41 protein-coding genes and 2 pseudogenes are annotated in these 22,846 nt (G+C 38.8%); 2 read left to right on the forward strand and 41 right to left on the reverse strand.

The genetic code is table 11. The features are described 5' to 3' along the window. Positions 1-173 precede the first annotated feature (173 nt). The 34 genes and pseudogenes from NST65_RS12805 to NST65_RS12970 all read right to left on the reverse strand — a co-directional run bounded on the left by NST65_RS12805 (position 174) and on the right by NST65_RS12970 (position 15,384). Positions 174-539, reverse strand: coding sequence for an HNH endonuclease (locus tag NST65_RS12805; RefSeq protein ID WP_178930385.1), 366 nt, complete (start codon positions 537-539; stop codon positions 174-176). Continuing rightward, positions 529-744 carry a hypothetical protein gene (locus tag NST65_RS12810; protein ID WP_342488935.1) on the reverse strand — a complete coding sequence of 72 codons (216 nt, stop codon included), beginning with the start codon at positions 742-744 and terminating at the stop codon, positions 529-531. The genes NST65_RS12805 and NST65_RS12810 overlap by 11 nt, the downstream gene beginning before the upstream one ends. Positions 745-925: 181 nt before the next feature. After that, positions 926-1,240 carry a transglycosylase gene (locus NST65_RS12815; RefSeq protein ID WP_342488936.1) on the reverse strand — a complete coding sequence of 105 codons (315 nt, stop codon included), beginning with the start codon at positions 1,238-1,240 and terminating at the stop codon, positions 926-928. Beyond that, positions 1,237-1,572 carry a hypothetical protein gene (locus NST65_RS12820; RefSeq protein WP_341032013.1) on the reverse strand — a complete coding sequence of 112 codons (336 nt, stop codon included), beginning with the start codon at positions 1,570-1,572 and terminating at the stop codon, positions 1,237-1,239. Before NST65_RS12820 ends, NST65_RS12815 begins: the two co-directional genes overlap by 4 nt. Next, positions 1,569-1,868, reverse strand: a complete 300-nt coding sequence (locus NST65_RS12825; protein WP_342488937.1) for a hypothetical protein — start codon at positions 1,866-1,868, stop codon at positions 1,569-1,571. The genes NST65_RS12820 and NST65_RS12825 overlap by 4 nt, the downstream gene beginning before the upstream one ends. 70 nt (positions 1,869-1,938) lie before the next feature. After that, the gene (locus NST65_RS12830) at positions 1,939-2,178 is read right to left on the reverse strand and encodes a hypothetical protein (RefSeq protein ID WP_342488938.1); all 240 of its coding nucleotides are present in this window, start codon (positions 2,176-2,178) and stop codon (positions 1,939-1,941) included. Positions 2,179-2,335: 157 nt separating this feature from the next. Then, positions 2,336-3,226 carry a DUF2971 domain-containing protein gene (locus tag NST65_RS12835; RefSeq protein WP_342488939.1) on the reverse strand — a complete coding sequence of 297 codons (891 nt, stop codon included), beginning with the start codon at positions 3,224-3,226 and terminating at the stop codon, positions 2,336-2,338. 228 nt (positions 3,227-3,454) lie between these two features. Continuing rightward, positions 3,455-3,826, reverse strand: coding sequence for a hypothetical protein (locus tag NST65_RS12840; protein ID WP_342488941.1), 372 nt, complete (start codon positions 3,824-3,826; stop codon positions 3,455-3,457). Between the two features lie 239 nt (positions 3,827-4,065). Further along, complete coding sequence (locus NST65_RS12845; RefSeq protein ID WP_165379014.1) at positions 4,066-4,608, reverse strand: site-specific integrase; 543 nt, start codon at positions 4,606-4,608, stop codon at positions 4,066-4,068. Then, positions 4,605-5,054, reverse strand: a complete 450-nt coding sequence (locus tag NST65_RS12850) for an ArpU family phage packaging/lysis transcriptional regulator (RefSeq protein ID WP_335371139.1) — start codon at positions 5,052-5,054, stop codon at positions 4,605-4,607. The genes NST65_RS12845 and NST65_RS12850 overlap by 4 nt, the downstream gene beginning before the upstream one ends. Positions 5,055-5,067: 13 nt before the next feature. Then, a complete protein-coding gene (locus NST65_RS12855; RefSeq protein WP_257787580.1) occupies positions 5,068-5,190 on the reverse strand; it encodes a hypothetical protein in 123 nt (40 codons plus the stop codon). Between the two features lie 239 nt (positions 5,191-5,429). After that, entirely contained in the window at positions 5,430-5,861 is a 432-nt protein-coding gene (locus NST65_RS12860; RefSeq protein WP_342488943.1) for a hypothetical protein, read from the reverse strand. Beyond that, positions 5,858-6,049 carry a hypothetical protein gene (locus NST65_RS12865; protein WP_342488944.1) on the reverse strand — a complete coding sequence of 64 codons (192 nt, stop codon included), beginning with the start codon at positions 6,047-6,049 and terminating at the stop codon, positions 5,858-5,860. The genes NST65_RS12860 and NST65_RS12865 overlap by 4 nt, the downstream gene beginning before the upstream one ends. Next, positions 6,046-6,231: a hypothetical protein gene (locus tag NST65_RS12870; RefSeq protein ID WP_342488945.1), complete on the reverse strand. Its 186-nt coding sequence runs from the start codon at positions 6,229-6,231 to the stop codon at positions 6,046-6,048. The genes NST65_RS12865 and NST65_RS12870 overlap by 4 nt, the downstream gene beginning before the upstream one ends. 11 nt (positions 6,232-6,242) lie before the next feature. Then, a complete protein-coding gene (locus tag NST65_RS12875; RefSeq protein WP_342488947.1) occupies positions 6,243-6,668 on the reverse strand; it encodes a hypothetical protein in 426 nt (141 codons plus the stop codon). Then, entirely contained in the window at positions 6,665-6,943 is a 279-nt protein-coding gene (locus NST65_RS12880; protein WP_342488948.1) for a hypothetical protein, read from the reverse strand. Before NST65_RS12880 ends, NST65_RS12875 begins: the two co-directional genes overlap by 4 nt. 15 nt (positions 6,944-6,958) lie before the next feature. After that, entirely contained in the window at positions 6,959-7,228 is a 270-nt protein-coding gene (locus tag NST65_RS12885; RefSeq protein ID WP_311754607.1) for a hypothetical protein, read from the reverse strand. A gap of 2 nt (positions 7,229-7,230) precedes the next feature. Further along, positions 7,231-7,527, reverse strand: a complete 297-nt coding sequence (locus NST65_RS12890) for a hypothetical protein (protein WP_342488949.1) — start codon at positions 7,525-7,527, stop codon at positions 7,231-7,233. Between the two features lie 235 nt (positions 7,528-7,762). After that, a pseudogene (locus NST65_RS12895) lies at positions 7,763-7,954 on the reverse strand (hypothetical protein); the annotation flags it as partial. Beyond that, the gene (locus NST65_RS12900; RefSeq protein ID WP_342488950.1) at positions 7,954-8,325 is read right to left on the reverse strand and encodes a hypothetical protein; all 372 of its coding nucleotides are present in this window, start codon (positions 8,323-8,325) and stop codon (positions 7,954-7,956) included. The gene NST65_RS12900 and the pseudogene NST65_RS12895, both read right to left, overlap by 1 nt. Then, a complete protein-coding gene (locus NST65_RS12905; protein ID WP_342488951.1) occupies positions 8,325-8,882 on the reverse strand; it encodes a dUTP diphosphatase in 558 nt (185 codons plus the stop codon). The genes NST65_RS12900 and NST65_RS12905 overlap by 1 nt, the downstream gene beginning before the upstream one ends. Further along, a complete protein-coding gene (locus NST65_RS12910) occupies positions 8,879-9,082 on the reverse strand; it encodes a hypothetical protein (protein ID WP_342488952.1) in 204 nt (67 codons plus the stop codon). Before NST65_RS12910 ends, NST65_RS12905 begins: the two co-directional genes overlap by 4 nt. 12 nt (positions 9,083-9,094) lie before the next feature. Next, a complete protein-coding gene (locus NST65_RS12915) occupies positions 9,095-9,838 on the reverse strand; it encodes a hypothetical protein (protein WP_342488953.1) in 744 nt (247 codons plus the stop codon). A 28-nt stretch (positions 9,839-9,866) separates the two neighbouring features. Next, on the reverse strand, positions 9,867-11,126 hold the full coding sequence (locus tag NST65_RS12920; protein WP_342488954.1) for a DNA cytosine methyltransferase: 1,260 nt from the start codon (positions 11,124-11,126) through the stop codon (positions 9,867-9,869). Beyond that, the gene (locus NST65_RS12925) at positions 11,123-11,371 is read right to left on the reverse strand and encodes a hypothetical protein (RefSeq protein WP_342488955.1); all 249 of its coding nucleotides are present in this window, start codon (positions 11,369-11,371) and stop codon (positions 11,123-11,125) included. Before NST65_RS12925 ends, NST65_RS12920 begins: the two co-directional genes overlap by 4 nt. After that, on the reverse strand, positions 11,368-11,616 hold the full coding sequence (locus NST65_RS12930) for a hypothetical protein (RefSeq protein ID WP_342488956.1): 249 nt from the start codon (positions 11,614-11,616) through the stop codon (positions 11,368-11,370). Before NST65_RS12930 ends, NST65_RS12925 begins: the two co-directional genes overlap by 4 nt. 34 nt (positions 11,617-11,650) lie before the next feature. Further along, positions 11,651-11,860 carry an XtrA/YqaO family protein gene (locus NST65_RS12935; protein WP_342488957.1) on the reverse strand — a complete coding sequence of 70 codons (210 nt, stop codon included), beginning with the start codon at positions 11,858-11,860 and terminating at the stop codon, positions 11,651-11,653. A gap of 65 nt (positions 11,861-11,925) precedes the next feature. Further along, the gene (locus NST65_RS12940) at positions 11,926-12,099 is read right to left on the reverse strand and encodes a hypothetical protein (RefSeq protein WP_342488958.1); all 174 of its coding nucleotides are present in this window, start codon (positions 12,097-12,099) and stop codon (positions 11,926-11,928) included. 15 nt (positions 12,100-12,114) lie between these two features. Then, a complete protein-coding gene (locus NST65_RS12945) occupies positions 12,115-12,249 on the reverse strand; it encodes a BH0509 family protein (protein WP_342488959.1) in 135 nt (44 codons plus the stop codon). 108 nt (positions 12,250-12,357) lie between these two features. Beyond that, complete coding sequence (locus tag NST65_RS12950) at positions 12,358-12,888, reverse strand: hypothetical protein (protein WP_342488960.1); 531 nt, start codon at positions 12,886-12,888, stop codon at positions 12,358-12,360. Then, entirely contained in the window at positions 12,885-13,040 is a 156-nt protein-coding gene (locus tag NST65_RS12955) for a hypothetical protein (RefSeq protein WP_172643437.1), read from the reverse strand. Before NST65_RS12955 ends, NST65_RS12950 begins: the two co-directional genes overlap by 4 nt. 108 nt (positions 13,041-13,148) lie before the next feature. After that, a complete protein-coding gene (locus tag NST65_RS12960) occupies positions 13,149-14,012 on the reverse strand; it encodes an AAA family ATPase (protein WP_342488963.1) in 864 nt (287 codons plus the stop codon). After that, positions 13,954-14,808, reverse strand: a complete 855-nt coding sequence (locus tag NST65_RS12965; protein WP_342488965.1) for a conserved phage C-terminal domain-containing protein — start codon at positions 14,806-14,808, stop codon at positions 13,954-13,956. Before NST65_RS12965 ends, NST65_RS12960 begins: the two co-directional genes overlap by 59 nt. 357 nt (positions 14,809-15,165) lie before the next feature. Then, complete coding sequence (locus tag NST65_RS12970) at positions 15,166-15,384, reverse strand: helix-turn-helix transcriptional regulator (protein ID WP_342488966.1); 219 nt, start codon at positions 15,382-15,384, stop codon at positions 15,166-15,168. A gap of 142 nt (positions 15,385-15,526) precedes the next feature. On the opposite strand from NST65_RS12970, the gene NST65_RS12975 reads away from it, so the two are divergent. Next, entirely contained in the window at positions 15,527-15,946 is a 420-nt protein-coding gene (locus NST65_RS12975) for a helix-turn-helix transcriptional regulator (RefSeq protein WP_342488967.1), read from the forward strand. Between the two features lie 209 nt (positions 15,947-16,155). On the opposite strand, the gene NST65_RS12980 is transcribed toward NST65_RS12975, so the two are convergent. The 5 genes and pseudogenes from NST65_RS12980 to NST65_RS13000 all read right to left on the reverse strand — a co-directional run bounded on the left by NST65_RS12980 (position 16,156) and on the right by NST65_RS13000 (position 20,262). After that, positions 16,156-16,278: a hypothetical protein gene (locus NST65_RS12980; protein WP_259407143.1), complete on the reverse strand. Its 123-nt coding sequence runs from the start codon at positions 16,276-16,278 to the stop codon at positions 16,156-16,158. Positions 16,279-16,296: 18 nt separating this feature from the next. Next, a complete protein-coding gene (locus NST65_RS12985) occupies positions 16,297-17,385 on the reverse strand; it encodes an AimR family lysis-lysogeny pheromone receptor (RefSeq protein WP_342488969.1) in 1,089 nt (362 codons plus the stop codon). 191 nt (positions 17,386-17,576) lie between these two features. Then, a pseudogene (gene gerE / locus NST65_RS12990) lies at positions 17,577-17,726 on the reverse strand (spore germination transcription factor GerE); the annotation flags it as partial. Positions 17,727-17,931: 205 nt separating this feature from the next. Continuing rightward, the gene (locus tag NST65_RS12995; protein ID WP_111926589.1) at positions 17,932-19,248 is read right to left on the reverse strand and encodes a citrate:proton symporter; all 1,317 of its coding nucleotides are present in this window, start codon (positions 19,246-19,248) and stop codon (positions 17,932-17,934) included. Between the two features lie 153 nt (positions 19,249-19,401). Continuing rightward, a complete protein-coding gene (locus tag NST65_RS13000) occupies positions 19,402-20,262 on the reverse strand; it encodes a LysR family transcriptional regulator (RefSeq protein WP_024423208.1) in 861 nt (286 codons plus the stop codon). 135 nt (positions 20,263-20,397) lie between these two features. Between NST65_RS13000 and NST65_RS13005 the strand changes: the two genes are divergently transcribed. Continuing rightward, entirely contained in the window at positions 20,398-21,528 is a 1,131-nt protein-coding gene (locus NST65_RS13005; protein ID WP_111926349.1) for a PrpF domain-containing protein, read from the forward strand. Positions 21,529-21,555: 27 nt separating this feature from the next. Here the strand turns inward: NST65_RS13005 and NST65_RS13010 are convergent, their stop codons facing one another. Together NST65_RS13010 and NST65_RS13015 are read right to left on the reverse strand one after the other, a co-directional pair. Further along, entirely contained in the window at positions 21,556-22,275 is a 720-nt protein-coding gene (locus NST65_RS13010) for a biotin--[acetyl-CoA-carboxylase] ligase (RefSeq protein WP_081124644.1), read from the reverse strand. 79 nt (positions 22,276-22,354) lie between these two features. Continuing rightward, a complete protein-coding gene (locus tag NST65_RS13015; RefSeq protein WP_065214556.1) occupies positions 22,355-22,816 on the reverse strand; it encodes a thioesterase family protein in 462 nt (153 codons plus the stop codon). Positions 22,817-22,846: the final 30 nt, after the last annotated feature.

Genomic DNA, 22,846 nt, shown 5'->3' on the forward strand with positions numbered 1-22,846 from the left:
AAATTCGTGATATGATCGAATTAACAACAAAACCAGTCGTACCAAGCCCTCTCGGCATTTTCGCCGAGGGGGTTTTCTGTTTTTCGGAAACTTTGAAAAGCGGTGTTTGTTTGCAGACGACGGCTCACCGATCTTCTCGAAGCCGTTTTCTAGGGATTTAATGCCGGGGGGTACTATGACCCTCGCTTGCCATGAACCTTGTTGTGACAGCTATTACACAAGCTTACGAGGTTATTTAAATCTAATCGTTTGTTCCAATCCTGTTTTAGCTCCACTATGTGATGAACCATGACAGCAGGAACGACACGATCTTGTTTTAAACAGCTTTGACAAAGGTAATTGTCTCGCATTAGAACAAGTTGTCTTGTCTGTTTCCATTCTCTTGATTTATAAAAACTTGTTGATTGTTTATCTCGAACATGTTTGTTGTAATACTTCGCTTCCTGCTGCTTACCATCAGCATGAGCAGGACAATAACCATCCCTTGTTAACTCCCTGCACCCTCGCACCTTACACTCTCTCAATGGTTTAGGTGGCATTGGATTCACCAGCTTTTCTCTCATCTATCATTGCAAACAAAACAAAGGCATGAAGATGCCCTACTTTCTGTACGGCATAAAATTTCCTATGCTGCCTTTGATATGACGCTAGATAGGATCGTGCTGCTTCATAGGACAGAGTCTGGCTGACATGTAGTAAGCTGTCTATAGCTTGCCTGTCCCTCACACCGTAAGAACCAAGCATGCCTAACCCCCTGATGATCTCCCCATCTGCCCATATGCATCCCCTTTTATTAAGGGCTTTAAGACCGTTATACAATTGGTCTGTCCTTATTGCGTGTCCAATTGCTGTGTTGATGATTAGTTCCCTGAGTGAGTTGTCCACGTTGTGTCCCTCCCCAAAATAAAAAGCACCCCGAAGGATGCTATGAATTATTCAATCTCTGTTTCACTTCATCAATTAGAGGAAGCATAAGACGTTTGACACTTTCATGTAGCTGCGTATACTTTTCAAAACGTCGTTGTGCGCTTCTATGTGTCGTTGCTTGTTCATAAAAACTGCGCGCCTTTCTCAATTCTCGTAATTTCTGACGGATGACTTTATTTGTAGCAGAAACAACATTCGAGTTTCCACAATGAGGACAGGAGAAGAATTGAATTACAATTCCTTTCGCTTCTTTTATCTCTCTCACTTCCACAGCATAATATGTTTGGCATTTCTCGCACAGAACATCATTCATTTCATATTACCTTTTTGGAGAGGGAGTCCAAAGGTTCCAAAAATTTCAGCCATTGTTGCTTGTTCAATCCCCGTATCAATTTTACGTTCTTCGTAAGGAACATATTTTCCATCTACCGTCATTTCCCCAACTTTTTTCATTTGTTGTTCAAAACTCGCCGCAATCCCCTTTTCATCTAATAGGGCTGACTTGTCTATTTCAATAACTTCCAAACTCGTTCCCCTATCAAGAATCATAATGCCACTCTGCGCTGCTTTCCTTGCTTCTTCTCTAAGGTTCTCCTTTGCATCCTGATCTAGTAGACAATCCGTTTTTAGAACTAAAATTTTCATCTGATTTCCTCCTCATTGATATGAATTACTTCAATAGCATTCTCCTTTAACCATTGAAATTCATAGCAGTTGATTATTGGATTTCGATAATAGCCCGGCAGTAAAATTAAAATTGTTTCGCTAGGATTTACCCCATCTAGCATTGCTGGGTTCCTTGAAACAAATTGCGGATATTTATATTGTGGGAATCTCTTCTTTAAATATCGCCATAACGCTCTTGCCTCACAAGCGTTTGTCCCTACTATGAATGTCATTGTACGTTGTTTTGAACATCCTTTTAAGATTAAGAGTTCCAATGCTATTCCTCCATATAAAAAAGCACCGCCCTAATGCATAGTGCTTTCAGTCTTTATATTTAGCTGTAGTTCAGGAAATAATGTCTTGCTGCATCTTCACTATACGTTCTTGCGCATCTTTGAAAGACATATCCTCAGCATCATAGAATGTATACTCTGATTTAATCCTGTTGCCCTTGTGTTTAATTTCAGCATGTACAACGACATAAGGAACTCGTTTAACAGTTTTAATATGGTTCGTTTCTTGAGAAAAAGATTCTTCTATCTCTTGTAGAAATCGCTCCATAGTCATCACAGTAAGTTCAGCCACAACCGACACCTCCATATAAAAAAGCGACCTCCACAATGGAAGCCGCCCTTAATTTATCACCTAATACCATAATAACCTCTCTGAGACAAAACGCTTTGCCAAGATCGTGCCAAAATTGTGCCATTTTCATGCCTAAAAATTAAAGTAGTTAGTTTCTTTAATATCTATAAGGAATTTTTGATTTATTGATTTCTATACTCTCCAAATCATATGTAGATGTTCTCAAAAAACTCTTTAATCCTTTTTCAGATATATCCATTTTATTTTTCGGTCCAATAGTTACTCCTCTAATTAAATTTTTATCGAAGCTCAATTTAACATATGGAATAAATGCACCATTCATAATACGATGATTAATGCTAATATCTTCTGTTCTCGCAAAAAGTACAACTCTCCATTCTTCTTCTTGTCGAAAACACGAATCTTTAAAAAATGCAGCAAATACTTGAAAAGCAATATGCATATTGCTTAGATTTTTTCCAAATTCTTCGTCACTTTGTTTCGTGTTAAAAAAATGTTCAACATAATTATCAGCTAATTCATTTAAAGCCAAAATATGTTTTTGCTCGTCATATATAACTTTCGATTTAAAAATCACAGCATCTTTAAAGCCTTCATCTTGTTTAATCGCATCTGTATTTTTTAAAAATTCAGGATCAAATTTAATGTTATACCCATCATCTTTTGAATAATTAGACCATAATAAATTTGAATCTTTATTTGTGGATAATGATAAAATAAATGTTGGTACAATCTTTCGTTGAAAAGTTTCTATTATGTTGTCAAGTAAACTAATTAAAGGAGGAAACTTTTTTAACTCCTCGGATACTTTAGTTTTAAACTTTTTTTGAATTATATCCACAAAAATCTTTTCAGAGTATAAACGCTCTGTTTTATCATTTAGAAAATCTGAATGGGACACCCAAACAGATTTACCTTGCATTATGCCTTCTAGCCCATACACACTAGTATAATGATATAGCGGTGGTATAGCTGTTTGAGGATCAAGGTGTTTGTTAATTAATTCATAAACTTCATGATACTTCATTAAAATCATCCCTTTTTATTTTTATATCGGTTTTTTCTATTTCTTCTAAAAGAAAACCAGAAATTTTTATCTTCTCCTAAAATCAATTTATTAGGTTACCTTACCAAATCATCAATATTAAAAAACCATACAATTCACCATATCTATTAATGCTCTATTCTCTTACCAATAAAAAAACGGCCTCCACAACGGAAGCCGCTCTTAAATTAATTATCTTTTGTGATAGCCTTAATCATTTGCCATACCCTCTTTCATCTTTTGTAACATCTTTTCAGTATCTTTATCGGTTCTTTTATTCAACCATTTAAGTAATGCTGTTGGAGCATGACTGTTATCCATTGGTTGAGACCACTCGTCTTCAAAGCGGGTTTTCAGATCACCGAAAGTCATTTCACTAACATGTTCTAAGGGAACATTGAATTTTGTGCTAATTAATTTGTTCACAAGTTGGTCAGTTGAGCCGACTTTTTCTGACAACAGAAAATTTGAATGAACATCGTTATCTTCTTTCTTTCCACCAATACGATTTACATATTCTTCATAACGGTCTCTTATAAACTCAAGAATTTTATCCGATGCCGTGAAATGCTTTTTAATCATTAAACCCGCTCCTAACGAACTGTAATTATATTCTAATTATATCATCATCATCTTCGCTTATCCACATTATCCACCAATTCACCATATCTAATATTGTGTCTAACTCAGGGAATCGCTGAATCCTTTGTCCCTCTTGCTTTTCAGCCATTTCCTTAAAATGAGTTGGACATTTTCTCATTATGGTTAGTTGATGAAAAAGAGCACAAAAAAAGACCCACCTGCCAATTGAACAGATGAGTCTATAAGCCGAAGTCGTCCATTGTTCTATCCATTGTGTCTTGTGTGATCCCGATATATCTCAATGTAATATCTGGGCTTGAGTGGTTGAATATTTCTTGTAGCAAGGCCACATCCTTGAATTTCTTATAATGCCAGTAGCCAAACGTTTTCCTTAGTGTGTGTGTCCCTATGCTATCGAGGCCAACATACTCCGCTGCCTCTCTCAATATATTATATGCACTACTGCGGCTGATAGGCTTGTTTAGCCCCTCCCTGCTTCTAAATACATACTCTTGATCATCGCGATCTTTAATATATTGATCTAGTGCTTTCCGAAGCGTCTTGTTTATCTTGATTCTTTTTTCTTTGCCTGTTTTCTTCTCCCTTAAAGACACATATTGTTTCTTAACGTCTTTGACACGTAATTGAAGAAGATCAGATATTCTCAAGCCTAGATTGATTCCGGCCACAAAAAGCAGCAGGTTTCTTTTGTTACGCTCTCCAAGATATTTCTTTATATAATGGATCTGATCAAGGTCCCTTATTGGCTGAACAAAATTCATGATTTATCCCCCTGCTTATACACTTCTTCTCTAAGTGCGAAGGCTAAACGGTAAAAGGCTTTATTCTTGAATCGGTAATAGTTCCGCTGGCTTAGACCCATTTCTGCATAGATTTCATAATCAAACATCTCTTCATCCTGCATATAGAGCATTACTAAGATGCGGCGCTCTTTTTGCGTAAGGCGATTAATTGCACGCTGAATGCGTTTCATGAACTGATCACGCTCGATTTCCCAATCCATTTTTTTTAGAGCTGCATCCTCGGTCGATGAATGAAACTGATTGGAGAAACTCGGCGGCGTAATGGTGTATGTTGTTGTGATCTTTGGAAGAAAGTCTTCCGGCGTTTGCAACCTAAGTATTTTATACTTTTCCATCATCTTTTCCATTTTGAATCTTGTTTTTTCCTCGTCGATCTGCGGAATGTCTAAGCTTGTTTGATTCATGATAATTCCCCCTTTATTTTCTGCGCATGGCCCCGCCTTTGGCTCTTCTCAGTCTCTGCATGTTTTGCCCCATCAACTCTCTTAAATCTCTGTCAGTGAGCTTCTGCGGTTGTTTTTTCGGCTTATCCTTCTTCATGATGCCGCTCCTTTCCGACAAATAAAAAACGGACACCAACCAGCACCCATAAAAGGTGTTGATCAGTGTCCGCAGGCTCTCCGTCTTGGACTTATTAAATTGTATCTATGAAAATATGTTCCCAATCATCGTCGCCTTCGGAATAATTCTCCATGATATACAAATAGCACTTTGATTTATCATCTGATTCAAAAAGTATTACAGTGGACCTGTCGTCATATACTCTATATTTCATTCCGTTACCTCCGCCATGTTTCTTCCTCATGATTTCCAGATGCCAGATCTTTTGTTTTGCCAAGTGGCTTTTCACATTCTCTGCAAAATGCCTTTGTCCCTCCGTGGTGCGAAAGGTAGTCATACATAGCGCCTTGTTCTTCTTCTAGATCACCAGAAGAGTTGTAGTATATGTGAGCTGTTCCAGTTATTCTTTCCTTTGTAAAGAAGCCGCCAGCACTCTTGCAATGAGGACATACGATTTTAACGGGAAGTACATCTATTTCCACCTCATCACCGAACTCATCGTTATCAAATAATAGAGTCCATTTATCTTCGTGATGACGTTCGCCTCTTTCTAAAATATCTTCTTTTGTTTCTCCTACTGTTTGGAGCAGAAAGCCGCTCTCATTGATTATTTTCGCATCGTCAGGCAGGTTTGATAGTTTGATTGTCATTCCGCTCCCCCCTCATCTATGCCCTGTTCTATAAACTTTTCATATGTTTGTTGGCACATATCAATTCCACTCGTTCCACAGTGAGCACAATGAACATTCTCGGACAATTTAATCTTTTCAATATATGTTGGCTTTTTACATTCTCCGCAAAAATAGGGGTATAAAGTGATAAATTTTTCTTGTGTCATTTTCCGCTCTCCATCCGTTCTTTATCCCGTTGCCTGATTTTTTCGTAAGTCGGTACGCTCATATAAATTTCATGCGTTGCGCAGTGGGCGCAATTGACTTCTTCTGGCCATTTAAGTTCATCAATGTATGTCCAGTCATCGCATTCTTCACAGTAGTAGCTGTGCAATTCTTCTGCTTTCATTCCGCTACCTCCTATCGAATATTGAATTTCAAGGACTCAAAGGTCCCGATGTATTTTGTCTTTGCTGAATCGGTGAAGCAGTCCAGTTGAATCACGTATGTTCCCTTTCCAGTACGCTTGCGAATTTCTTTAACACTAAACGACTTTAGAGGCGTGGACGCTTTGAAGCTGCCCCTTTGTACAAGGTTCGTATCTGTTAAGCCGCCACCGCTTCGCTTTTTGTAAACGCCAGCGGTGTAATATAGCGTGCTCGATCCCTTTTTTTCAGCTCTCCAATCAACGGTAGATGCTCCTGCATAGTAATTGGTGTCATCCGTGAAAACTCTCGCTTGATGCCCAAATCCCTCCGTTTGCCAGTTTGACCAAGCAGCCTGAGCAGACGGCGCATAAAGCACCGCCGCAATAATAATAGTTAGTGTGATTAGTAGTTTTTTCAAAATAAACACTCCTTAGGAAATCTAATATAGTTGGGTGCTTCTTCAAGCATTTCTTCAAAAATTGCATCTATCGCTTCTTGGAAAACAGTTAAACCGCTTTCGTAATTCGTTGAAGTTCCGTTAATTTTTTCAGCAAACCCTTTAGCAAACTGCCTTTTGAATTTCACTTTGATTGATTCATCCCAATTGTTTGGATTGTCATTAAATGCGATCACCAATAGATCAATAGGTAATTTAATGACCACATTATCCCCGCTCAATTTTGCATAATTCATCTTCATTCCCCTTCCTCATATCAAGCTACCGTCTACAGCCAGCATCATTTCTCCGTCGCTGGTTAAATCCTCAAGGACTTCTTCAAATGGTATTAATTCTTTATCTTCTCCAGGAATGCGGCTAAATTTCGCTGCTGCATATAGTCCTGTTACTTCTTTGATGTTCTCTGCAAGTTCTCCCTCTTCATCATCGGCGACAACATCAGTATAGATTGTCATAGCATTCTCTTTGGTTTTTGCTTTGATCAATGCGTAATATGGATCATGCACCTCGTAAAATTTCATCTTCATTCACCCTCCGTTTTCAATATAAATCCTAATGATTTCGCTATTTGATAAACAGCACTAGCGTTTTCGGAATGGATTAATATATCCGTATCACGATTTTCAGGATCATCGTACTCATGTCCTATACATTCATTTTTGAGCGAAATATGATAATCATAACGATCCTGCAAAATCTGTTCTTGTTCCGTTAATTTTTGAATCGCTTCTTCGATGTATCCAACATTATCAAGCGTTTCATTTAAAACATTTTGAAGTTTTTCTCTGACTGTTGAAATGATCGGGTTATTTTCGTTCATCGTGCTTCCTCCTTTAGAAGACCGGGATTTTGATAGATGTTGCCGACGACCGCATAGCTTTTCACAGAAGGATCACTTTCGCTTTTCAGCCAGCTTAATGCGTTCATTTCGCAATCAATCCACGGTAACAAATCAAATGCAGGGTAATTGTCATCGGCTCTAAAATTAACTTCTCCAATATAGTAAGGGAGTTCTGAAAAGGCTTCGTCATAAGTGATTAAGATGACATCCCCCCATAAATTTCATTTCCTTCTGAATCTTTCAATCCAGTAAACAAGTTCCGTGCAATCAATTCGTAATCGGTCTCATTGAAGCATGGCGACAGCTTTTGTGCTGCCCGCTCTTCTAATTGGCTGATTGAATATACCTTAGTTTCAATGTTTCCGGTAGCTCGGTGTTTAAAGACATATCTGATTACAATATCCATCAGGCTTGCTCCTTCCAGTGAGGGTAATCCTCAAAATCCCCTATATACTCATCATGTGAAGCCGCATACTCTTTCTTTGTCATGTCCCAGCAGTCTTTACACATGCTTGAGCCGATGTCACCCATAAAAGGAGAAGGACGTACTTTGTTTGAAAGTTCATCGCAGTAATCACACAAGCCGCCATTATGAAAATCAAGCTCGATCTTTGCTAGTTGCTCATCACTTATTTCAACTTGTCCGATTGGTTCTTGATAGAAAGTGTGTGTTTCTACTAATTCAGGAACCCCGCTAAACGCTTTATGCTGACTCTTTTCGCCCGCTCCAAGATCAATAACGAGTCTGTCGTCAATCAAATATAGTGAGTAGTTCATCAATAACCCTCCTGCTGCCGTTTGTGATTGACGGCGTTTTTTTCCATGTATGCTTGTTCTATTTGTTCAGGTGTGAAGCCGAGAGCTATTCCAAGTTCGTTAAATCTCATGAAAATCTCTACAAATGAAGATGAAACCTCTCCACCAGTTTCTAACTCCACATGAAAAGCCGAAACTTCATATAAAACAGCTAAAAATGCATTTACTCCACCGTCATAGAAAATAGCTCTATTCAAAATGTCCATATTATAATTTGATGGATACTTAATGTGGTTTCCAATGCTCAATATGAAGTGCAGGCAGTCCACATATTCTTCTAGCAATGGATTCTTATAGTAGTCTCTCGATGTCTCTCCTTTTTTATTTATGATACAAGTGCGTGGCTGCTGGTCATTGCTCCAGAACTTAAAGCCGCGCCACTCGTTAGCGCATTCCGCTAGTTCAACTTGTAGTGCCAAGATAAGTCCGGGAAGAAGGTCTTGACCTTCCAGCCCTTTTTCTCGGATGATGCGGTTGTCTAACTCCGCCTGCATTTTAAACATTTTTAATAAGTTCATTCCGTTTCCTCCTGCTTAACGTATTGGTTAAAATCAGATAATCTTTTGAAACATTCCTGACAGAAGCGTGTGCTTGTTTGATTTCCTTTAACATGAATAACTTCATCGTAAGGATATTGCACCCATCTTCCGTTCACAGTGGCTCTGTCGCAATAATTACAAGAACCAGCTTCTTTTCTTTTTTCAATTCGAATTTCCACAGGATTTCCCCCTTACCCGAAAGTCGCTTCCGGCTCTTCATCCGGCGTCACTTCATCCTCTTCCCACTCAATATCAAGGTCGAGCTTCACACCGTTTTGACTTAATCTCATTAGCAAGATTTCAAAGTCATTTAGATGTCTTAGTGACTTCAATTCGTTGCTCGTTCTATAGTCGATATCCCATTCCTTTTCTCTTTTTTTATAGATAGAAATTGGTATCTCAAAATTCAAATCTTCATCATGCTCACATTCAAAAAATATTGTGGCGTATTCAAAACTACTCCATGATCTGTCCTCATTACGCTCAACTTGAACACTAACCTCAACCGCTTCATACTCTGGTCTTTCATAAAATTCGACTTCAAGGTCGTCAGTTTCTACTTGCTTTGCAACATACTTCTTCCATTCACTAAAGAGGTCAGACAGTTTGATAGTCTTTTCTTTTTCTTCGATCATTAAATTCTTGAAGTTTTCAAGGATTGTACGGTTATCAAATGACGCTTCTTTTATCGTTTCGACTAGCACATGATCCAGCTTGGTAATGTATTCTGAGTAATCGTAAGTTTCAAGGTAAGGAACAATGACACTTTTCAACTTGTTTTCAATGACTTTTCTTGCTTCTCCACCATATGAAGCAAACAGGTCTTCAAGCGCTTTTGAAACGCCTTGTTTCAATTGCTCTGCGATCAGATTTTCAACGATTCCGTTTTCTAATTGTTGTGCTATAACATCTTTAATATTTTTTTCAAGGTTCATTATTTTTTCCTCCTAAGCCGCTAGGCTGTTAGTTTGCTTTGCTATAATATTTGTTCATATGTTCAGGTACGCACATCTCAGGGAGGTTAGCCCGCACCAGCTGCTCTGCGAATTGTGGCGGAACACTATTCCCCACCCTGCGTATTTGGTCTGATTTATTACCAATGTTGAATGTATATCCAAGTGGGAACCCCTGCCCTGCAAATAATTCGTTTGGTTGCAACATACGCAATCCGATGTCTGCGATTCTCTGACCATTTGTGCAAACAGTTGTTAAGGCAAAACGGTCTTTTGTTGTAATCGTATGCAATGGCTCGTCTAATCGCTGTCCTACTCCTTGACCGTAATACTTAGTCAAAAATGCAACGGTCACTAACCCGAATCTATTGCCGCCAGCTGTGATTGTGTGTAATGGACGATCAAGCGAAAGACCTCTTACCTCTTTATCTGACTGTTCAGTGTAATAGCTGATCAAGAATGCCGCTTTGCTCTTATCCGGCACCATTACAGGACTTGGATTGTTTACGATGAATTTATCAATACCTCGTTTGATTCGCTTCATTGTATTTTCAACTAGTGGCCGTTTCCTACTGAATATGCTAGGGACCCCTATGGACCAATCTATAATCTCGTAAGACGCTCGCCATGGCTTGAGCTTTCCCGTTTGAACAAGAAGGCTTTTAGGATCTCCATGCGTCGGCTTCGGCCATATGATTTCTTTTCCATCACATCTTGCAACCATAAAGAATCTTTTTCGTATGGTTGGCGCTCCATAGTCGCAAGCTGTTAATTCTCTGAACTGAACTTCATATCCAAGTGACTCAAGGGTTTTAACGAATGATTGAAACGTCTGCCCCTTTTGCTCTTTAATCGGTTTACCTTCTTTAGAGATAGGCCCCCAGTCTTTAAATTCCTCAACGTTCTCAAGCATGATGACGCGTGGTTTTACCGCTATCGCCCATCTAACAGCAATCCACGCAAGCCCTCTGATACTCTGTTTTACAGGCTTGCCGCCTTTAGCCTTTGAATGGTGTGTACAGTCAGGTGAAAACCATGCTAGACCGACTTTTCGACCTTTAACAGCTTCTTTCGGATCAACATCCCACACAGATTCACAATAATGTTCTGTGTCAGGATGGTTCACCTCATGCATTGCAATGGCAGCAGGATCATGATTGATAGCTATATCTACTGATAAGCCTGTCGCAAGCTCGATACCTGTGCTTGCTCCCCCGCCCCCTGCAAAGTTGTCCACTATGATTTCTCTAAAAAGATCAATCTGTTTCATTGCATCAACCCAGCGATCACGATAATCCCCATGAAAAACAACAGTGTGAAGATAACAGGTCCGTTTGACTCACGCTTTGCCATGACGACATTGCCCTCTATAATCAGATCAGGACAATAATCAGCAAGCACTGGTACAAAAAATGTGGGTACACCTAGAAATGCAGCTGCATCATCAATCGTCATCGCTTTGTTTTTGCAGGCTTTGACCGCCTGCGAAAGCTCGATATGTTTTGGTATATTCATACTCTTTCACCGTCCAATCGCTTTCTAAAAACATATTCATAATGCTTTTCGAGGTTTTTCATGGCTGTTATTCCACCTCTGTGAAACTCATCTTTAGTTTTTTTGAAATTGTGCTGCTCCCACTCCAGTTCGTTTAAGAAAAACATTGAGAATGCGCGGAGTTGATAATCCTTCTTCTCTATTTCTCTTTTCAAACGTGTTACCTCATCAAAGAGGTCAACGTTTATTTGATCTTTTGATAACATTGCAATTCCTCCCCCGCAGGGGATGAACCCCTGCTTATTTATTAAATTTAAATCCGTAGTCAAAACGTATTCGATCTAATTTGCCTTTAATGGTTTCGATTATCGTGTGTCCATGCTCTGGTGCTTCTGTTATATGAGCCGCGTTGTTAATACCGTCTAGGACAATCACTTGAATTTTCCCCGGTTCAACATCAGCTGAAAAAATATCGTTTTTTTCTAATGTGATTCGTTGTGGTTCATTCACTTTGATCACTCCATGTGATATAATTAAGATTCATGGGCTTAATTACTCACATTTCGATGTGAATTCTACCGCTGAGACTCGACGGATTGATCTGTGCGCTGCCAACGCCAGTCTACACGTCTGAGTCTCTTTTTATATGGTTTTGGTGGGTGTTGCTGCCTATAAGCTGCTAGTTCTTCCTCTGACATAACCCACGTTTTAACTGGACCTGCTTTGTATGGATTCACTACAGTTTTCAATCTGATCACCTCCTCTTATTCGTCACGCTGCGGAACATTGAGATTATAAATTCTTTCGAGTTCTTCGTCTGATAAACTCTCGCAATATTCGCGACCAACATTTGTGAGAGACAACCACTCGATCATTAACGCTCTATCATCACTGGTCATCACTTGATGCCTCCCCTCTTTTTGAGGTGGCGCACGGCTGCTGTCTTGATCCGTTTTGGACAATCTTCATACCTCGCAATGACTTCGAGTTGTCTTGCTGTGGCTTTTTCAAATGGCAACAGGATGCTTTTTCTTTTCATGCTGCTTGTCCTCCTTTCCGAATACTCCCCCTTTACGTGGTTCGATCTTTCCTAACTCTGCTTGGTCAATTATCAGCAACAGGATGTCATCGACTTTGCGTGCTAAACGATTTGCGATGTGTCTAATCGGTTCATGATCCTGCCACATCTCCCGAAAAGCTATGATGTCCCTCTCGCACCAGATGAAGTCGCTGGACGGGCAGGCGTAGTAAACGGGTTGATCTTCAAACAACTTGCGTAATTCTCGCTTCTTGGCCATCATGACACTCTTTTTGATATACATAGGCTCGTTTGCGCCGACACCGTTCGGACGCTCCTTGATCTTTCCACGCTTGCTGAAATCAATTATCAAAAGCAAAACTTCTTCTTCTGGCCTGCGGAACAGCTCCGCCATTTCACTCAAAGACCTGCCTTCGTACCAGTAATCAAGAAAACGTTTAAGACCAACAATCGTCCATTCAAAATTGAAATCTTCTAATATGATTCTAGTAGCGCTCACTTTGCAATTTCCTTTCTTCGCCCAACCTCTTTATGCACAATATGCATGGATGTTGCCAGATTCTTTTCCACGTGCCAGTAACGAGGGTTCAACCCATTCACTACTAGGATTTTTCTTTCTGAGCGTGTTGGTTTTCTGCCGCCTTTTTTCATATTCAGCGCGCCTCCTTATGTTTTTTATATTCGTTCAGACTTACTTCCAGCTGATCTATTAAACTATCAACCTTCTCAGATGTGATTTTGCTCATGTTTTACACTCCCTTAGAACGGCAATACTTCTTTACGCTTGTCCGATGTGTCTTTAAAAATGATGTATTGCTGCTTTTGGGTGATGCGTGATACTAGCTTGCTGTCATACATTTGATACAGCTTTTCGCTAGTAAGGTTTGTTGTATAAATCGTCACTTTATCCTGCCGAGCAGATGTTACTTTGTAGATGAGACGATGAATGAAATCGCTGGCTTTACTATCCGAATGTTCTGACCCTGTTTCTGCACCGATGTCATCTATCACGAGATAATCGGCCTCACCCATCAACTGAGTCACATATGCTTCTGTGTACTTGCTCTCTTTGTTGCTGAATGAATCTTTAATTGCTGTAGCAGCATCTTCCATATTGATAAACAAACAAGATCGGCCTTTGTCTTTAGGGTTGTCGGGATCAGGAGGCACATTAAGTTCTCTAAGTGCTGCATATGCAAGGTGACTCTTCCCCACTCCCGGGTGGCCCTGCAAAAATATGTTGAACACTTCACCTTGTTGCAAGTGTTTAACAAGATCCATCATTCTTTTTTTATTCTTGGTCTCTTCTGGCTCAGCAACATTGTAATTTTCAAATGTTGCTTGTGAGACAGTTCGATCCCTGAACATGCTGCGTTTTTCCAACGTGTTAAATTTTTTCTGTCGCTGGCTATATTCAATTTGACTTTCTAATTCTTTTTGCAATTTCTTTGACTCTTCTTCCAGTTCACATCGTGGGCAAATAACTTTCCCATTCATGACCATCATTCGGACAGGTTTTACAACATCTTCACTGCCACGAGTGTATGTGTGCTTATTACAGTAATCAGAATGGAAGGTCATTTTGTCGGTTACTTCGGCTGCCACCGCCTTTATGCTGTGCACGCTTTATCACCTCATCACTGTTGTTTAAGTAACCTTCGAATTTTGTTCCGAAAAGTGTTTCGGGACGAAGGAATTTACTCATATCAGGGTTATCACGCCATTCAAAGCACTTTGCTAAGATGACCTTTTTAAAATCATCGAATCTGAATCCCTCGTTCCATCTTGCTTTTATTAGTTGCTGTGTCTTTGGTGTAGTGTGACGGTAATTTTTCTCTGACATTTGATTGAGAAGATCTGTTATGAGTTTGAATGGGATTTCTGATTCTGATTCATTCTCAGTCGGGTTTCCCGACAATATATCTTTATTATTCTTCTTATTCTTCTTATTATTATTATTCTTATTGTCCACTTGTCGTGGGCGTATCGTTGACGAGTCGTCGGCGTATCGTTCGAACAACTCCCTAATACCGTAATTTTTCACATTTACATAAACCAGTCGGATTAGCGATTTATCTTTTATTTCTCTCAATTCTTTTGCAACACAATCCAGTACTGGTTTTCCACCTTTATTCAGGTTGTATTTAGCCCAATTTTTTATAGCTAATTCTCTTGTTTCGTTGTTATAAACAATTAGTTTATGGTGGTTTTCGAATCGATCCATAAGGCTGTTTATTGATTCGATGGAATACCCTAAATCAAAAGCCATTTGTTTTTTTGTAATTGAGTACACACCGATTTGAGTAGTATTTGGATTAGTGATGAGATACAAATAAAAGTACCTGTCCTCTGGTGTCATTTCTTCAGTAACCTTCGGATCATTCCAAAATGTTGTATAGACTTGGCGAAATTTTGCCACGAGTTACTCACCTCTTTTTATGATTAAGCTTGTCCTTCAAAAAAAGGTGAAACAGAAGTTTCAAGCCTCTTTAATTTTTTTGCTCTTCTCTTTTTTTACTGGAGTGTAATAAGGTGCGACAGCCTCGGTAAAAAGCTTTTCTCTGTCTTCTGTTCCAAAGTAAATTTCCCCGACGAACAGGTTGCTTTTTCTCTTTTTCTTTCTTTGTGCCATAAAATCACCTCAAAAACATAATATGCAATGTGGAGGATAGGACTACCCACCAAAATTATTGTTTTTTTGTATAACTCATTCAATATCGAATTTCATAATAAGCCGTACCTCCTCATTGAAATTGTTCCTGTAGGAACTTTGTGATTAAAAAAAATAACCAATACTTAAATTCAACTTATTACAAAATTGTAAAACACTCTTAATAGTCGGGTTAATTTTATAATTCTCTATTTTAGAGATATAAGAGCTTGTGAATCCCGTTAATTCAGCAAATTCAATAATGGACATTTTCTTTTCTGAACGAATTTGCTTTATTTTGTTACCGAAAATAATCTTAAAATCCAAACTTAAACACCACCTCATAATGTTCCTACAGGAACTTACAAGACAAATATAACATCCTGCCTAACGCATTGTAAAGTTGTTTTTCTAATTTTTTTCCCAGAGGAAAAAACATGTTATAATAGTATGTATAAGAAGCACTACAGAAAGGTGATTGCTGTTTATGGATGATATTAATAAAGTCATAGGGCAAAATCTAGCCGATTTAAGAAAAAGCAGGAGTTTAACACTCGCTCAAATATCAGAAGAAATAGGGGTTACTCATAGTTATTTATCGAAATTAGAAGCTGGAAAAATAAAAAAGCCGTCATTTGAAAATTTAAATACAATTGCAAAATATTTTAATGTTGATCTTTCTTATTTCGTAACCAATAAAGAAGAACTTAATAAAATGAGTGATGAAGAAAAAGAACTCGTTTTCTCCAGAAAATTAAGCCTAGATCTTATTGAGAAGACAGATATTATAGATAAACATGGTAATAAAATAACAAAAGATGAAAGAGAATTTATGCTTAATGCACTTGAAAATTATCGAGAATCTAAAGCGAAGTTTTTAGGAAGTGCTTCCGTAGAAGAAGAATGAGATGGTTCTTCTTTTTTTGTTGGTTTTGATACCTTTTTAAGTAATTCCTCATAAATAATTGACATAATATCCCCCTAAACAAGAACATACATTCTCATTATATTGTATTTTTTATCTTTTTGAAAGAGTTTCCTGTTTTTAAGATTTTGCAAAACAGGAAACTTCTCTTTAAAACACGAAAGACGTTACCATTTCTGGTAGCGTCTTTTTTACATGCCTACTTTTACATCTTTAGTTTGATAAACAGTTTCTTTTGCTGACATAGTGGTTTGGTACCCTGATACAAACAGAATAACGCTGGCTAAAATCAGCACTTTAGTAAATTTTTTCATGCATTCACCTCCTGACTATTAGAGTTTATAGTCTAGTTCCAATTTTTGCAACTCTAATTTAGGAATGTTAGCTCTGAAATACTCACGTTTTTCTGAGAAATAGTGAAGCGATAAAAGAATTTTATCTGCTCTAGCTTCTTTAATTCCATCGAATAAGTACGCATATGGCTTAAGACGCCCATCACTATAATAATCAGATAATACACTGTGATTCTTTAATTTATTGGTAAAATCAGAAACGTTATATCTTGAATCTATACTAGCTTTCCAATAATACTGGAGAATTGCAATTTCCTCTTTATTTTGAATAATCTCATCTACTCTTTCTGGATGCTGCTCCATGAGATTTAAAAATATGTTGTAATATGCAATCGATTTTTCATAAGATGTTAAGAAATAAGAGAGTGCCAACAAATGGTTAGCGGTTATCTCATGGCTTTCACTCACTTTATTTTCAAGAAGTGATTTAGCTGCGAGTCTTGCAAGTTCAACATTGTTTTCTTGCTTTAAATATACATTAGCTAATACCTCATCTATTCTTGCACTGAAGCTTTTCCTAAGAAATGGATCTTTGATTTTAGTTATGTATGATCCTGCTTTACTAATATAAAAGTGAGCCATATCGTATTTTCCTAAATTATAGTAACCGTAAGTTTCAAGGATTAATAATAATGCTTTTGTCTCCATGGATTTAAAATTATTATTACGTAACTTACTGATATGTTGCATGTTAAAATTTCCTCTATAATTTAGAATCCATTTGTAAAGTGAACAAGGTTCCGGCGTAACCGCTGAGTATTCTACAATCAAGTATCTCATAACATCAAACATTTTTTGTGTATAACAATACTCCAAAGCACAAAACAAATACTTTTTATCAATACCGCTTTTGCAGTAATCTCCCATCAACTCTTTTTCTTTTTCTGGAAGTATGCAATTAACAGCCTCTATCACCATCCAGAAAGCTATCTCTTTTCCAGATAAGAATTTGCTCATGTAGCCCTTAGTAATGCCAATTTTTTTTGCGATATCTAACTGAGTCATTTCAGATGAAATTAATCTGTCTTTGAGAATTTCCCCTATTTCTTTTTTTGCAATTACACTCATATGATCACCTTTCAAAATCAATTTAGCACACTAAAGTCGAAAAAGCTGTCACAAATTGTCGAATAAATATGAATTTTTAATAAGAATCGGCAGACTAATGATTGTATTATAATCCATTTGTGGTATAGGTTTACATATGACTTTTGGTGCAATTTTGTTAAATGTTGTTTTTGTTTGTAAAAGATATGCTTAGCATTCGAAATATGATTTCGAACAGTCTTTTCGCTAATAAAAAGCTCGCTTGCAATTTCTTTTGTTGTTTTATCTTGGACGAGCAATTCGAATACTTCTCTTTCTCTTTTGGTTAATAGCGGCTTGGATTGAAACTCTTTCTCCTTCAAGTATTGTAACCCTCCTTGCTAAGGTGAGAGCTCTAGTCTCTATAGAATGGGATTCTGTATAGTCGAGATATCATATGCCGGGTGCCTGAGGTAGGTGACGTTAAAATCAAGAAATCCCGCATATCAGCGTCCAATTTCTGCGCTTTCATCCACGCAAAAAAGGACGAGTCTCCTCCCCGAGACGTCGCCTTTTTTTGCGTGGTATTTAAAAGATTGAAATGGCGCCTGTTAACAATGCAATAAGTGTTGTAAAAAGGGCAGTTAACACGGTCCATAGCAGTGCATATTTTTGCAAATCACCAATATCTTTGTTCAGCATACTGACAAGCAGCAGTGTTGAAGCGACAAGCGGACTCAGTAAGTGGACAGGCTGCCCTATGATAGAGGCACGTGCAATTTCCACCGGATCAATCCCGTAAGCTGCGCCCGCTTCAGCCAAGATTGGCAGTACTCCGAAATAGTAAGCATCGTTTGAAAGCACAAATGTAAATGGCATACTCGTCAAAGCCACAATCAGCGGGAAAAATGAGCTGTAGGAATCCGGAATCATGTAAATGACCAAATGGGCAATGGACTCAACCATTTTTGTTCCAGAAAAGATCCCTGTGAAAATCCCTGCTGCAAATACAAGTGTAATGACCGTTAATGCGTTGCCTGCATGAGATAAAATTCGCTCGCGCTGATCTTCAACCTTTGGATAGTTGATCATCAGAGCGATGACAAATCCAATTAAAAAGAGTACAGGAATTGGTATGATATCCATGACGAGTGTGACCATGACAGCAACTGTAAGGAAGAAGTTAATCCAAATCAGATTCGGTCTCTTGATATCGGCTACTCCATCTTCAATTGACGCAGCCAATTCAGGAGAAATGGACGGCTCTTCTTTGTGCTGAATTTCTGCAATCCCAATCCGTTTTCTTTCTTTTTTCCCAAGTACATAAGCAGTAAAAAGTATAAAAAGACCGCCTCCAACCATCGTTGGGAGTAATGGAATGAAAAATTCGCCTGCATCTAATCCAAGCGCCGCGATTGCTCGAGTAGCCGGGCCGCCCCATGGCGTCATTCCGCTCATAATTCCTAATGATAATAATGAAATTGTTCCTAAAATTAATGGGTTCATCCCGATTCTTAAGAAAAGTGGCAGCATCGCTGATACGGTAATCATGTACGTTGTTGTTCCGTCACCATCTAATGCAACAAGCATAGACAAAATTGCTACCCCAAAAGCAATTTTGACAGGATCACCTTTTACAATACGTAGAATGAGTTTAATCAGAGGATCAAACAATCCAGCATCCAGCATGACACCGAAGAATAAAATCGCAAATAACAATAAAGCAGCTGATGGTGCAACAGTTTTCAGTCCATCAAGCATCATGTCCCCTAACCCTTTGTTAAAGCCGCCGATCAATGCAAATATGATAGGTACAACGGTTAGAGCCACCACCGGATGCATACGTTTTGTCATAATGAGAAATGTAAATGTCAAGACCATCAAGATCCCTAAAATAGCTAGCACTTTATATCCCTCCATCCTCTTCTTTACATGATCTCCAAGCGCCCCCTTGCACTTGCGATCTATATGTTAGCGCTTTCTATTTCAAGGATATAATAGCTTTTTTTATAATGAAAATATCGATTTTTTCGTTTATTCAATAAATTTCTTTTATAATCAACCTTGCTGATTTCTTAAAAACTCAATGAACGCTTTCACCACAGACAAATGAAGTGAGTCTGGCTGGTACATGAGCCATGTATCTCTTAAAACAGGCTGTCCATCTTTATACGAAAGTCCTTTTACAAATAACTCATCACTTGGTCTGAGGCAAATTTCTGGGACAATGGCATAGCCTAAACCATGCTTCACCATCTCTTTTGATGTATCCTGACGGTCTGTCTCCATCGTGACAAGCGGAGGCATTGTGAATGTTTCCTGCCACCATCTGTTAATCAGCCGTTTTAATGAACTGTCTGTATGATAGTCAATGAGCGGCAGATTCGGGAGATCCTTTAGCTGAATCTCTGATTTTGAAATAATGCAAAGACGCTCTTTATCAAGCAAAAAACGCTCTCCATTCCAGTCATAATCACCTCTTAAAATCCCTAAATGCACACTTGATGTTCCTAATAAATCCATTACCTTTGTGCTCCAGCCTGTGTTGACCATAAATTGAACATGTGGATACTGCTTAGAAAATTCTTTTAATATTTCTGGCAGTTTATATTGGGCAAAGTTACTTGAGACCCCCAACCGGATCGTTCCTTTGACCTTTTTTTGCATATTGAGCATGCCATCTTTCGTTTGCTGCAGCTGTTTGAGCATGTCATTTGCGTATTTAGCCAAGTATTCGCCCTCTGATGTAAATTCAATTCCTCGTTTTCTTTTAAAGAAAAGCTTCATATCAAACTCCTCTTCAAGCTGTTTCAATCGATAGCTTAAGGCAGGCTGAGAGACAAATAATTTTTCTGCCGCTTTTGTGATGTTCTTTTCTTCATAAAGTACCTTTAGAAACCGCCAATCTTTTTCATCCATTGTATGCCCTCCATTTTTACTAATTATAAAATATTTTTATTGATTTCTCTTAAAATAATGTATTTAACTTATTCCTTATTATACTTTACCATTTTGGTTAGATAAACAGTTCATTAAAAATTGAGGGTGAGAGTCATGAGAAAAGTTCCAATCACAATCATGCGAGGCGGTACAAGCAAAGGGGTATTCATTCACGCAAACAATGCACCATATGAACACGATGAGCTCGAGGCATTTCTATTAGACATTATGGGCAGCCCTGACCGGCTGCAGGTCGATGGGATCGGCGGCGGTAATTCTTTAACAAGTAAAGTGGCCATTATCGATAAAGCCACACGCCCGGATGTGGATGTGAACTATACATTTGCACAAGTCAGTATTAATGAGAGATATGTCGACTTTAAAGGAAACTGCGGGAACATCTCATCAGCCGTTGGGCCGTATGCGATCATTAAAGGACTTGTTCAAGCGGTTGAGCCCATTACGACTGTACGTATTCTCAATACCAATACAAATAAAGTCATTACGGCAGAGGTCGAAGTCGAAAATGGGGAAGTTAAATTTGAAGGACAGGCAGAAATTCCAGGCGTAAAAGGAACCGGTTCTCCCATTTATTTATCCTTTGAGAAACCTGAAGGCGCTGTCACAGGTAAAACATATCCGACTGGAAACAAAATGGATACGATTCAAACAAAATTTGGAGAGATTCCCATCTCGATCGTTGACATTGCAAATCCAATTGCCTTTATTCGTGCCAAGGATATTCAATTAAAAGGAACTGAATTACCTGAAGAGTTTACAGATGAATTACTGGATGATTTAGAAGAAATTCGTTCTCTCGCTGCTGAAATGTGTCACTTTGCACCAAAAGAAATGGCCACATTACAGTCTCCAGCTGTTCCAAAGCTTGCGCTCATCAGCGAGCCTGCTGATTATGTAGATACAAATGGAATCTTGAGACGAGCAGAAGATATGGACATCATCGTTCGTATGCTATCAATGCAAAGACCGCACCAAGCACTTGCCATTACCGGCTCTGTCTGCGTGACAGCCAGCTGTTTCCTGGATGAAACGCTTCCTTCTCAGCTGTTCCAAGGTCAAGATGACACCCTTCGTATTGGGCATCCTGCCGGGATTATGCAAACGGAAATTGACATCTCTCAAAACAGAGTCAAAGTCATTCGAACGGCAAGAGAAATTCTAGACGGAGTTGTTTTCACAAAACAAGACTATGTGATTCAGCCTCATATTAAAAGAGAAGCTTAAAGCAGACGATGTTCTCGTCTGCTTTTTTTAATGCTGAAGCGGTGCATCTATATCTCCGGCAGAATGAGCTTTTATCTGCCCTTTCTCATCTTTGAGCTGGAGATGACCGTAGCGGTTGACTCCGCAGCAAATTCCCTCTTCCCATGTTTGTTTTTCACGGTCTAACGAGATCCGCAGCGGTTTATGAAGACGATATAACCGTTTGTTATAGAGGGAAGTGAGTGCTTCAAACCCTTCATTCTTCCAGCGTGTATGATATTTTTCAAAGGCCGCCGCAAGTTCCTTCACAAGCTGATCAGCTTTTACCTCTGTAAGCTCTGATAGGCAAATGGTTTTGTACGGAACATGCTCCGGCTTTGTCTTCACATTGATGCCAACCCCGATATAAATGGCGGTACGGTCCGCTTCAATCAATGTGCCTGATACCTTTGCTTCATTGATGAGAATATCATTTGGCCATTTGATCGCCAGCTGATCCTCAGCCCTCATGAGAGGTTTGAGAACATCGTAGATCGCTAGTGCCGTCAGCGGAGCAATCGTTGACTGGGTGGAGAGTTCTTCTGGCGGCAAAACTGTCATGGTCACAGCGACATTCCCTGCAGGCGTTTCCCACGGTCTCCCTAGCCTGCCTCTTCCTGCTGTCTGCTGATGTGCATAGACAGCAAATGAAGGTTTTTCTCCTTTTTGCAAAAGCCTTTTTGCTTCATTGTTTGTACTATCAATGGTGTCATATTGAAAAATCTTCATGTGTTCTCCTTTTGTTTCTTCTTGATATGATCCTTTTATTATAACAAAATGAAGCTTACACGATGATGAGGGCTCTATGTTATTTATTTCGTTGAGCTTGAAATGTCTCTTTTTCTTCCTCTGTAAATGGGACAGGTGCGCCTGTTTCTTTATTAATTTGCACCATGGTGACTGAGCCGGTAAAGCATGGTTCCTGCTGCTCGTTTTCTCCTAAATAATGAAGGATGAGTGAGCTTGATCCGACTTTTTCCGGCTTTACATACACACGAAGCCGCTCCCCTATCTCCACCTGTTTGATGTAATCACATTGCAGGTTTGCCACGACTGTAATCGTCTCTTTCACTCGTTTCATTCGTTTATCAACAATTCCCGTTTTTTGAAAAAAGGCAATCCGTGCTTCTTCAAAATATACAAAAGGGGTGACATTGTTCATATGGCCAAACATATCCGTTTCTGAAAAACGGACAGTCGTTTCGACATAAAATCGAAAGGATGCTCTCCATTCTTCAAACGGTTCTTCAATATATGACGGAAGTCTCACTTCATCATCTCCTTATTCATCAATAAACGC

It is taken from the genome of Bacillus sp. FSL P4-0248 (assembly GCF_038593305.1).
Classification (GTDB): domain Bacteria; phylum Bacillota; class Bacilli; order Bacillales; family Bacillaceae; genus Bacillus; species Bacillus safensis.

Coding starts and splice junctions, on each gene's coding strand:
- NST65_RS12805 (WP_178930385.1), bottom strand. CDS start 539: ATGCCACCTAAACCATTGAGAGAGTGTAAGGTGCGAGGGTGCAGGGAG.
- NST65_RS12810 (WP_342488935.1), bottom strand. CDS start 744: ATGCTTGGTTCTTACGGTGTGAGGGACAGGCAAGCTATAGACAGCTTA.
- NST65_RS12815 (WP_342488936.1), bottom strand. CDS start 1,240: ATGAATGATGTTCTGTGCGAGAAATGCCAAACATATTATGCTGTGGAA.
- NST65_RS12820 (WP_341032013.1), bottom strand. CDS start 1,572: ATGAAAATTTTAGTTCTAAAAACGGATTGTCTACTAGATCAGGATGCA.
- NST65_RS12835 (WP_342488939.1), bottom strand. CDS start 3,226: ATGAAGTATCATGAAGTTTATGAATTAATTAACAAACACCTTGATCCT.
- NST65_RS12840 (WP_342488941.1), bottom strand. CDS start 3,826: ATGATTAAAAAGCATTTCACGGCATCGGATAAAATTCTTGAGTTTATA.
- NST65_RS12845 (WP_165379014.1), bottom strand. CDS start 4,608: ATGAATTTTGTTCAGCCAATAAGGGACCTTGATCAGATCCATTATATA.
- NST65_RS12850 (WP_335371139.1), bottom strand. CDS start 5,054: ATGAATCAAACAAGCTTAGACATTCCGCAGATCGACGAGGAAAAAACA.
- NST65_RS12855 (WP_257787580.1), bottom strand. CDS start 5,190: ATGAAGAAGGATAAGCCGAAAAAACAACCGCAGAAGCTCACTGACAGA.
- NST65_RS12860 (WP_342488943.1), bottom strand. CDS start 5,861: ATGACAATCAAACTATCAAACCTGCCTGACGATGCGAAAATAATCAAT.
- NST65_RS12865 (WP_342488944.1), bottom strand. CDS start 6,049: ATGACACAAGAAAAATTTATCACTTTATACCCCTATTTTTGCGGAGAA.
- NST65_RS12870 (WP_342488945.1), bottom strand. CDS start 6,231: ATGAAAGCAGAAGAATTGCACAGCTACTACTGTGAAGAATGCGATGAC.
- NST65_RS12880 (WP_342488948.1), bottom strand. CDS start 6,943: ATGAATTATGCAAAATTGAGCGGGGATAATGTGGTCATTAAATTACCT.
- NST65_RS12885 (WP_311754607.1), bottom strand. CDS start 7,228: ATGAAATTTTACGAGGTGCATGATCCATATTACGCATTGATCAAAGCA.
- NST65_RS12890 (WP_342488949.1), bottom strand. CDS start 7,527: ATGAACGAAAATAACCCGATCATTTCAACAGTCAGAGAAAAACTTCAA.
- NST65_RS12900 (WP_342488950.1), bottom strand. CDS start 8,325: ATGAACTACTCACTATATTTGATTGACGACAGACTCGTTATTGATCTT.
- NST65_RS12905 (WP_342488951.1), bottom strand. CDS start 8,882: ATGAACTTATTAAAAATGTTTAAAATGCAGGCGGAGTTAGACAACCGC.
- NST65_RS12915 (WP_342488953.1), bottom strand. CDS start 9,838: ATGAACCTTGAAAAAAATATTAAAGATGTTATAGCACAACAATTAGAA.
- NST65_RS12920 (WP_342488954.1), bottom strand. CDS start 11,126: ATGAAACAGATTGATCTTTTTAGAGAAATCATAGTGGACAACTTTGCA.
- NST65_RS12925 (WP_342488955.1), bottom strand. CDS start 11,371: ATGAATATACCAAAACATATCGAGCTTTCGCAGGCGGTCAAAGCCTGC.
- NST65_RS12930 (WP_342488956.1), bottom strand. CDS start 11,616: ATGTTATCAAAAGATCAAATAAACGTTGACCTCTTTGATGAGGTAACA.
- NST65_RS12945 (WP_342488959.1), bottom strand. CDS start 12,249: ATGACCAGTGATGATAGAGCGTTAATGATCGAGTGGTTGTCTCTCACA.
- NST65_RS12955 (WP_172643437.1), bottom strand. CDS start 13,040: ATGAAAAAAGGCGGCAGAAAACCAACACGCTCAGAAAGAAAAATCCTA.
- NST65_RS12970 (WP_342488966.1), bottom strand. CDS start 15,384: ATGAGGTGGTGTTTAAGTTTGGATTTTAAGATTATTTTCGGTAACAAA.
- NST65_RS12975 (WP_342488967.1), top strand. CDS start 15,527: ATGGATGATATTAATAAAGTCATAGGGCAAAATCTAGCCGATTTAAGA.
- NST65_RS12980 (WP_259407143.1), bottom strand. CDS start 16,278: ATGAAAAAATTTACTAAAGTGCTGATTTTAGCCAGCGTTATTCTGTTT.
- NST65_RS12985 (WP_342488969.1), bottom strand. CDS start 17,385: ATGAGTGTAATTGCAAAAAAAGAAATAGGGGAAATTCTCAAAGACAGA.
- NST65_RS13000 (WP_024423208.1), bottom strand. CDS start 20,262: ATGGATGAAAAAGATTGGCGGTTTCTAAAGGTACTTTATGAAGAAAAG.
- NST65_RS13005 (WP_111926349.1), top strand. CDS start 20,398: ATGAGAAAAGTTCCAATCACAATCATGCGAGGCGGTACAAGCAAAGGG.
- NST65_RS13010 (WP_081124644.1), bottom strand. CDS start 22,275: ATGAAGATTTTTCAATATGACACCATTGATAGTACAAACAATGAAGCA.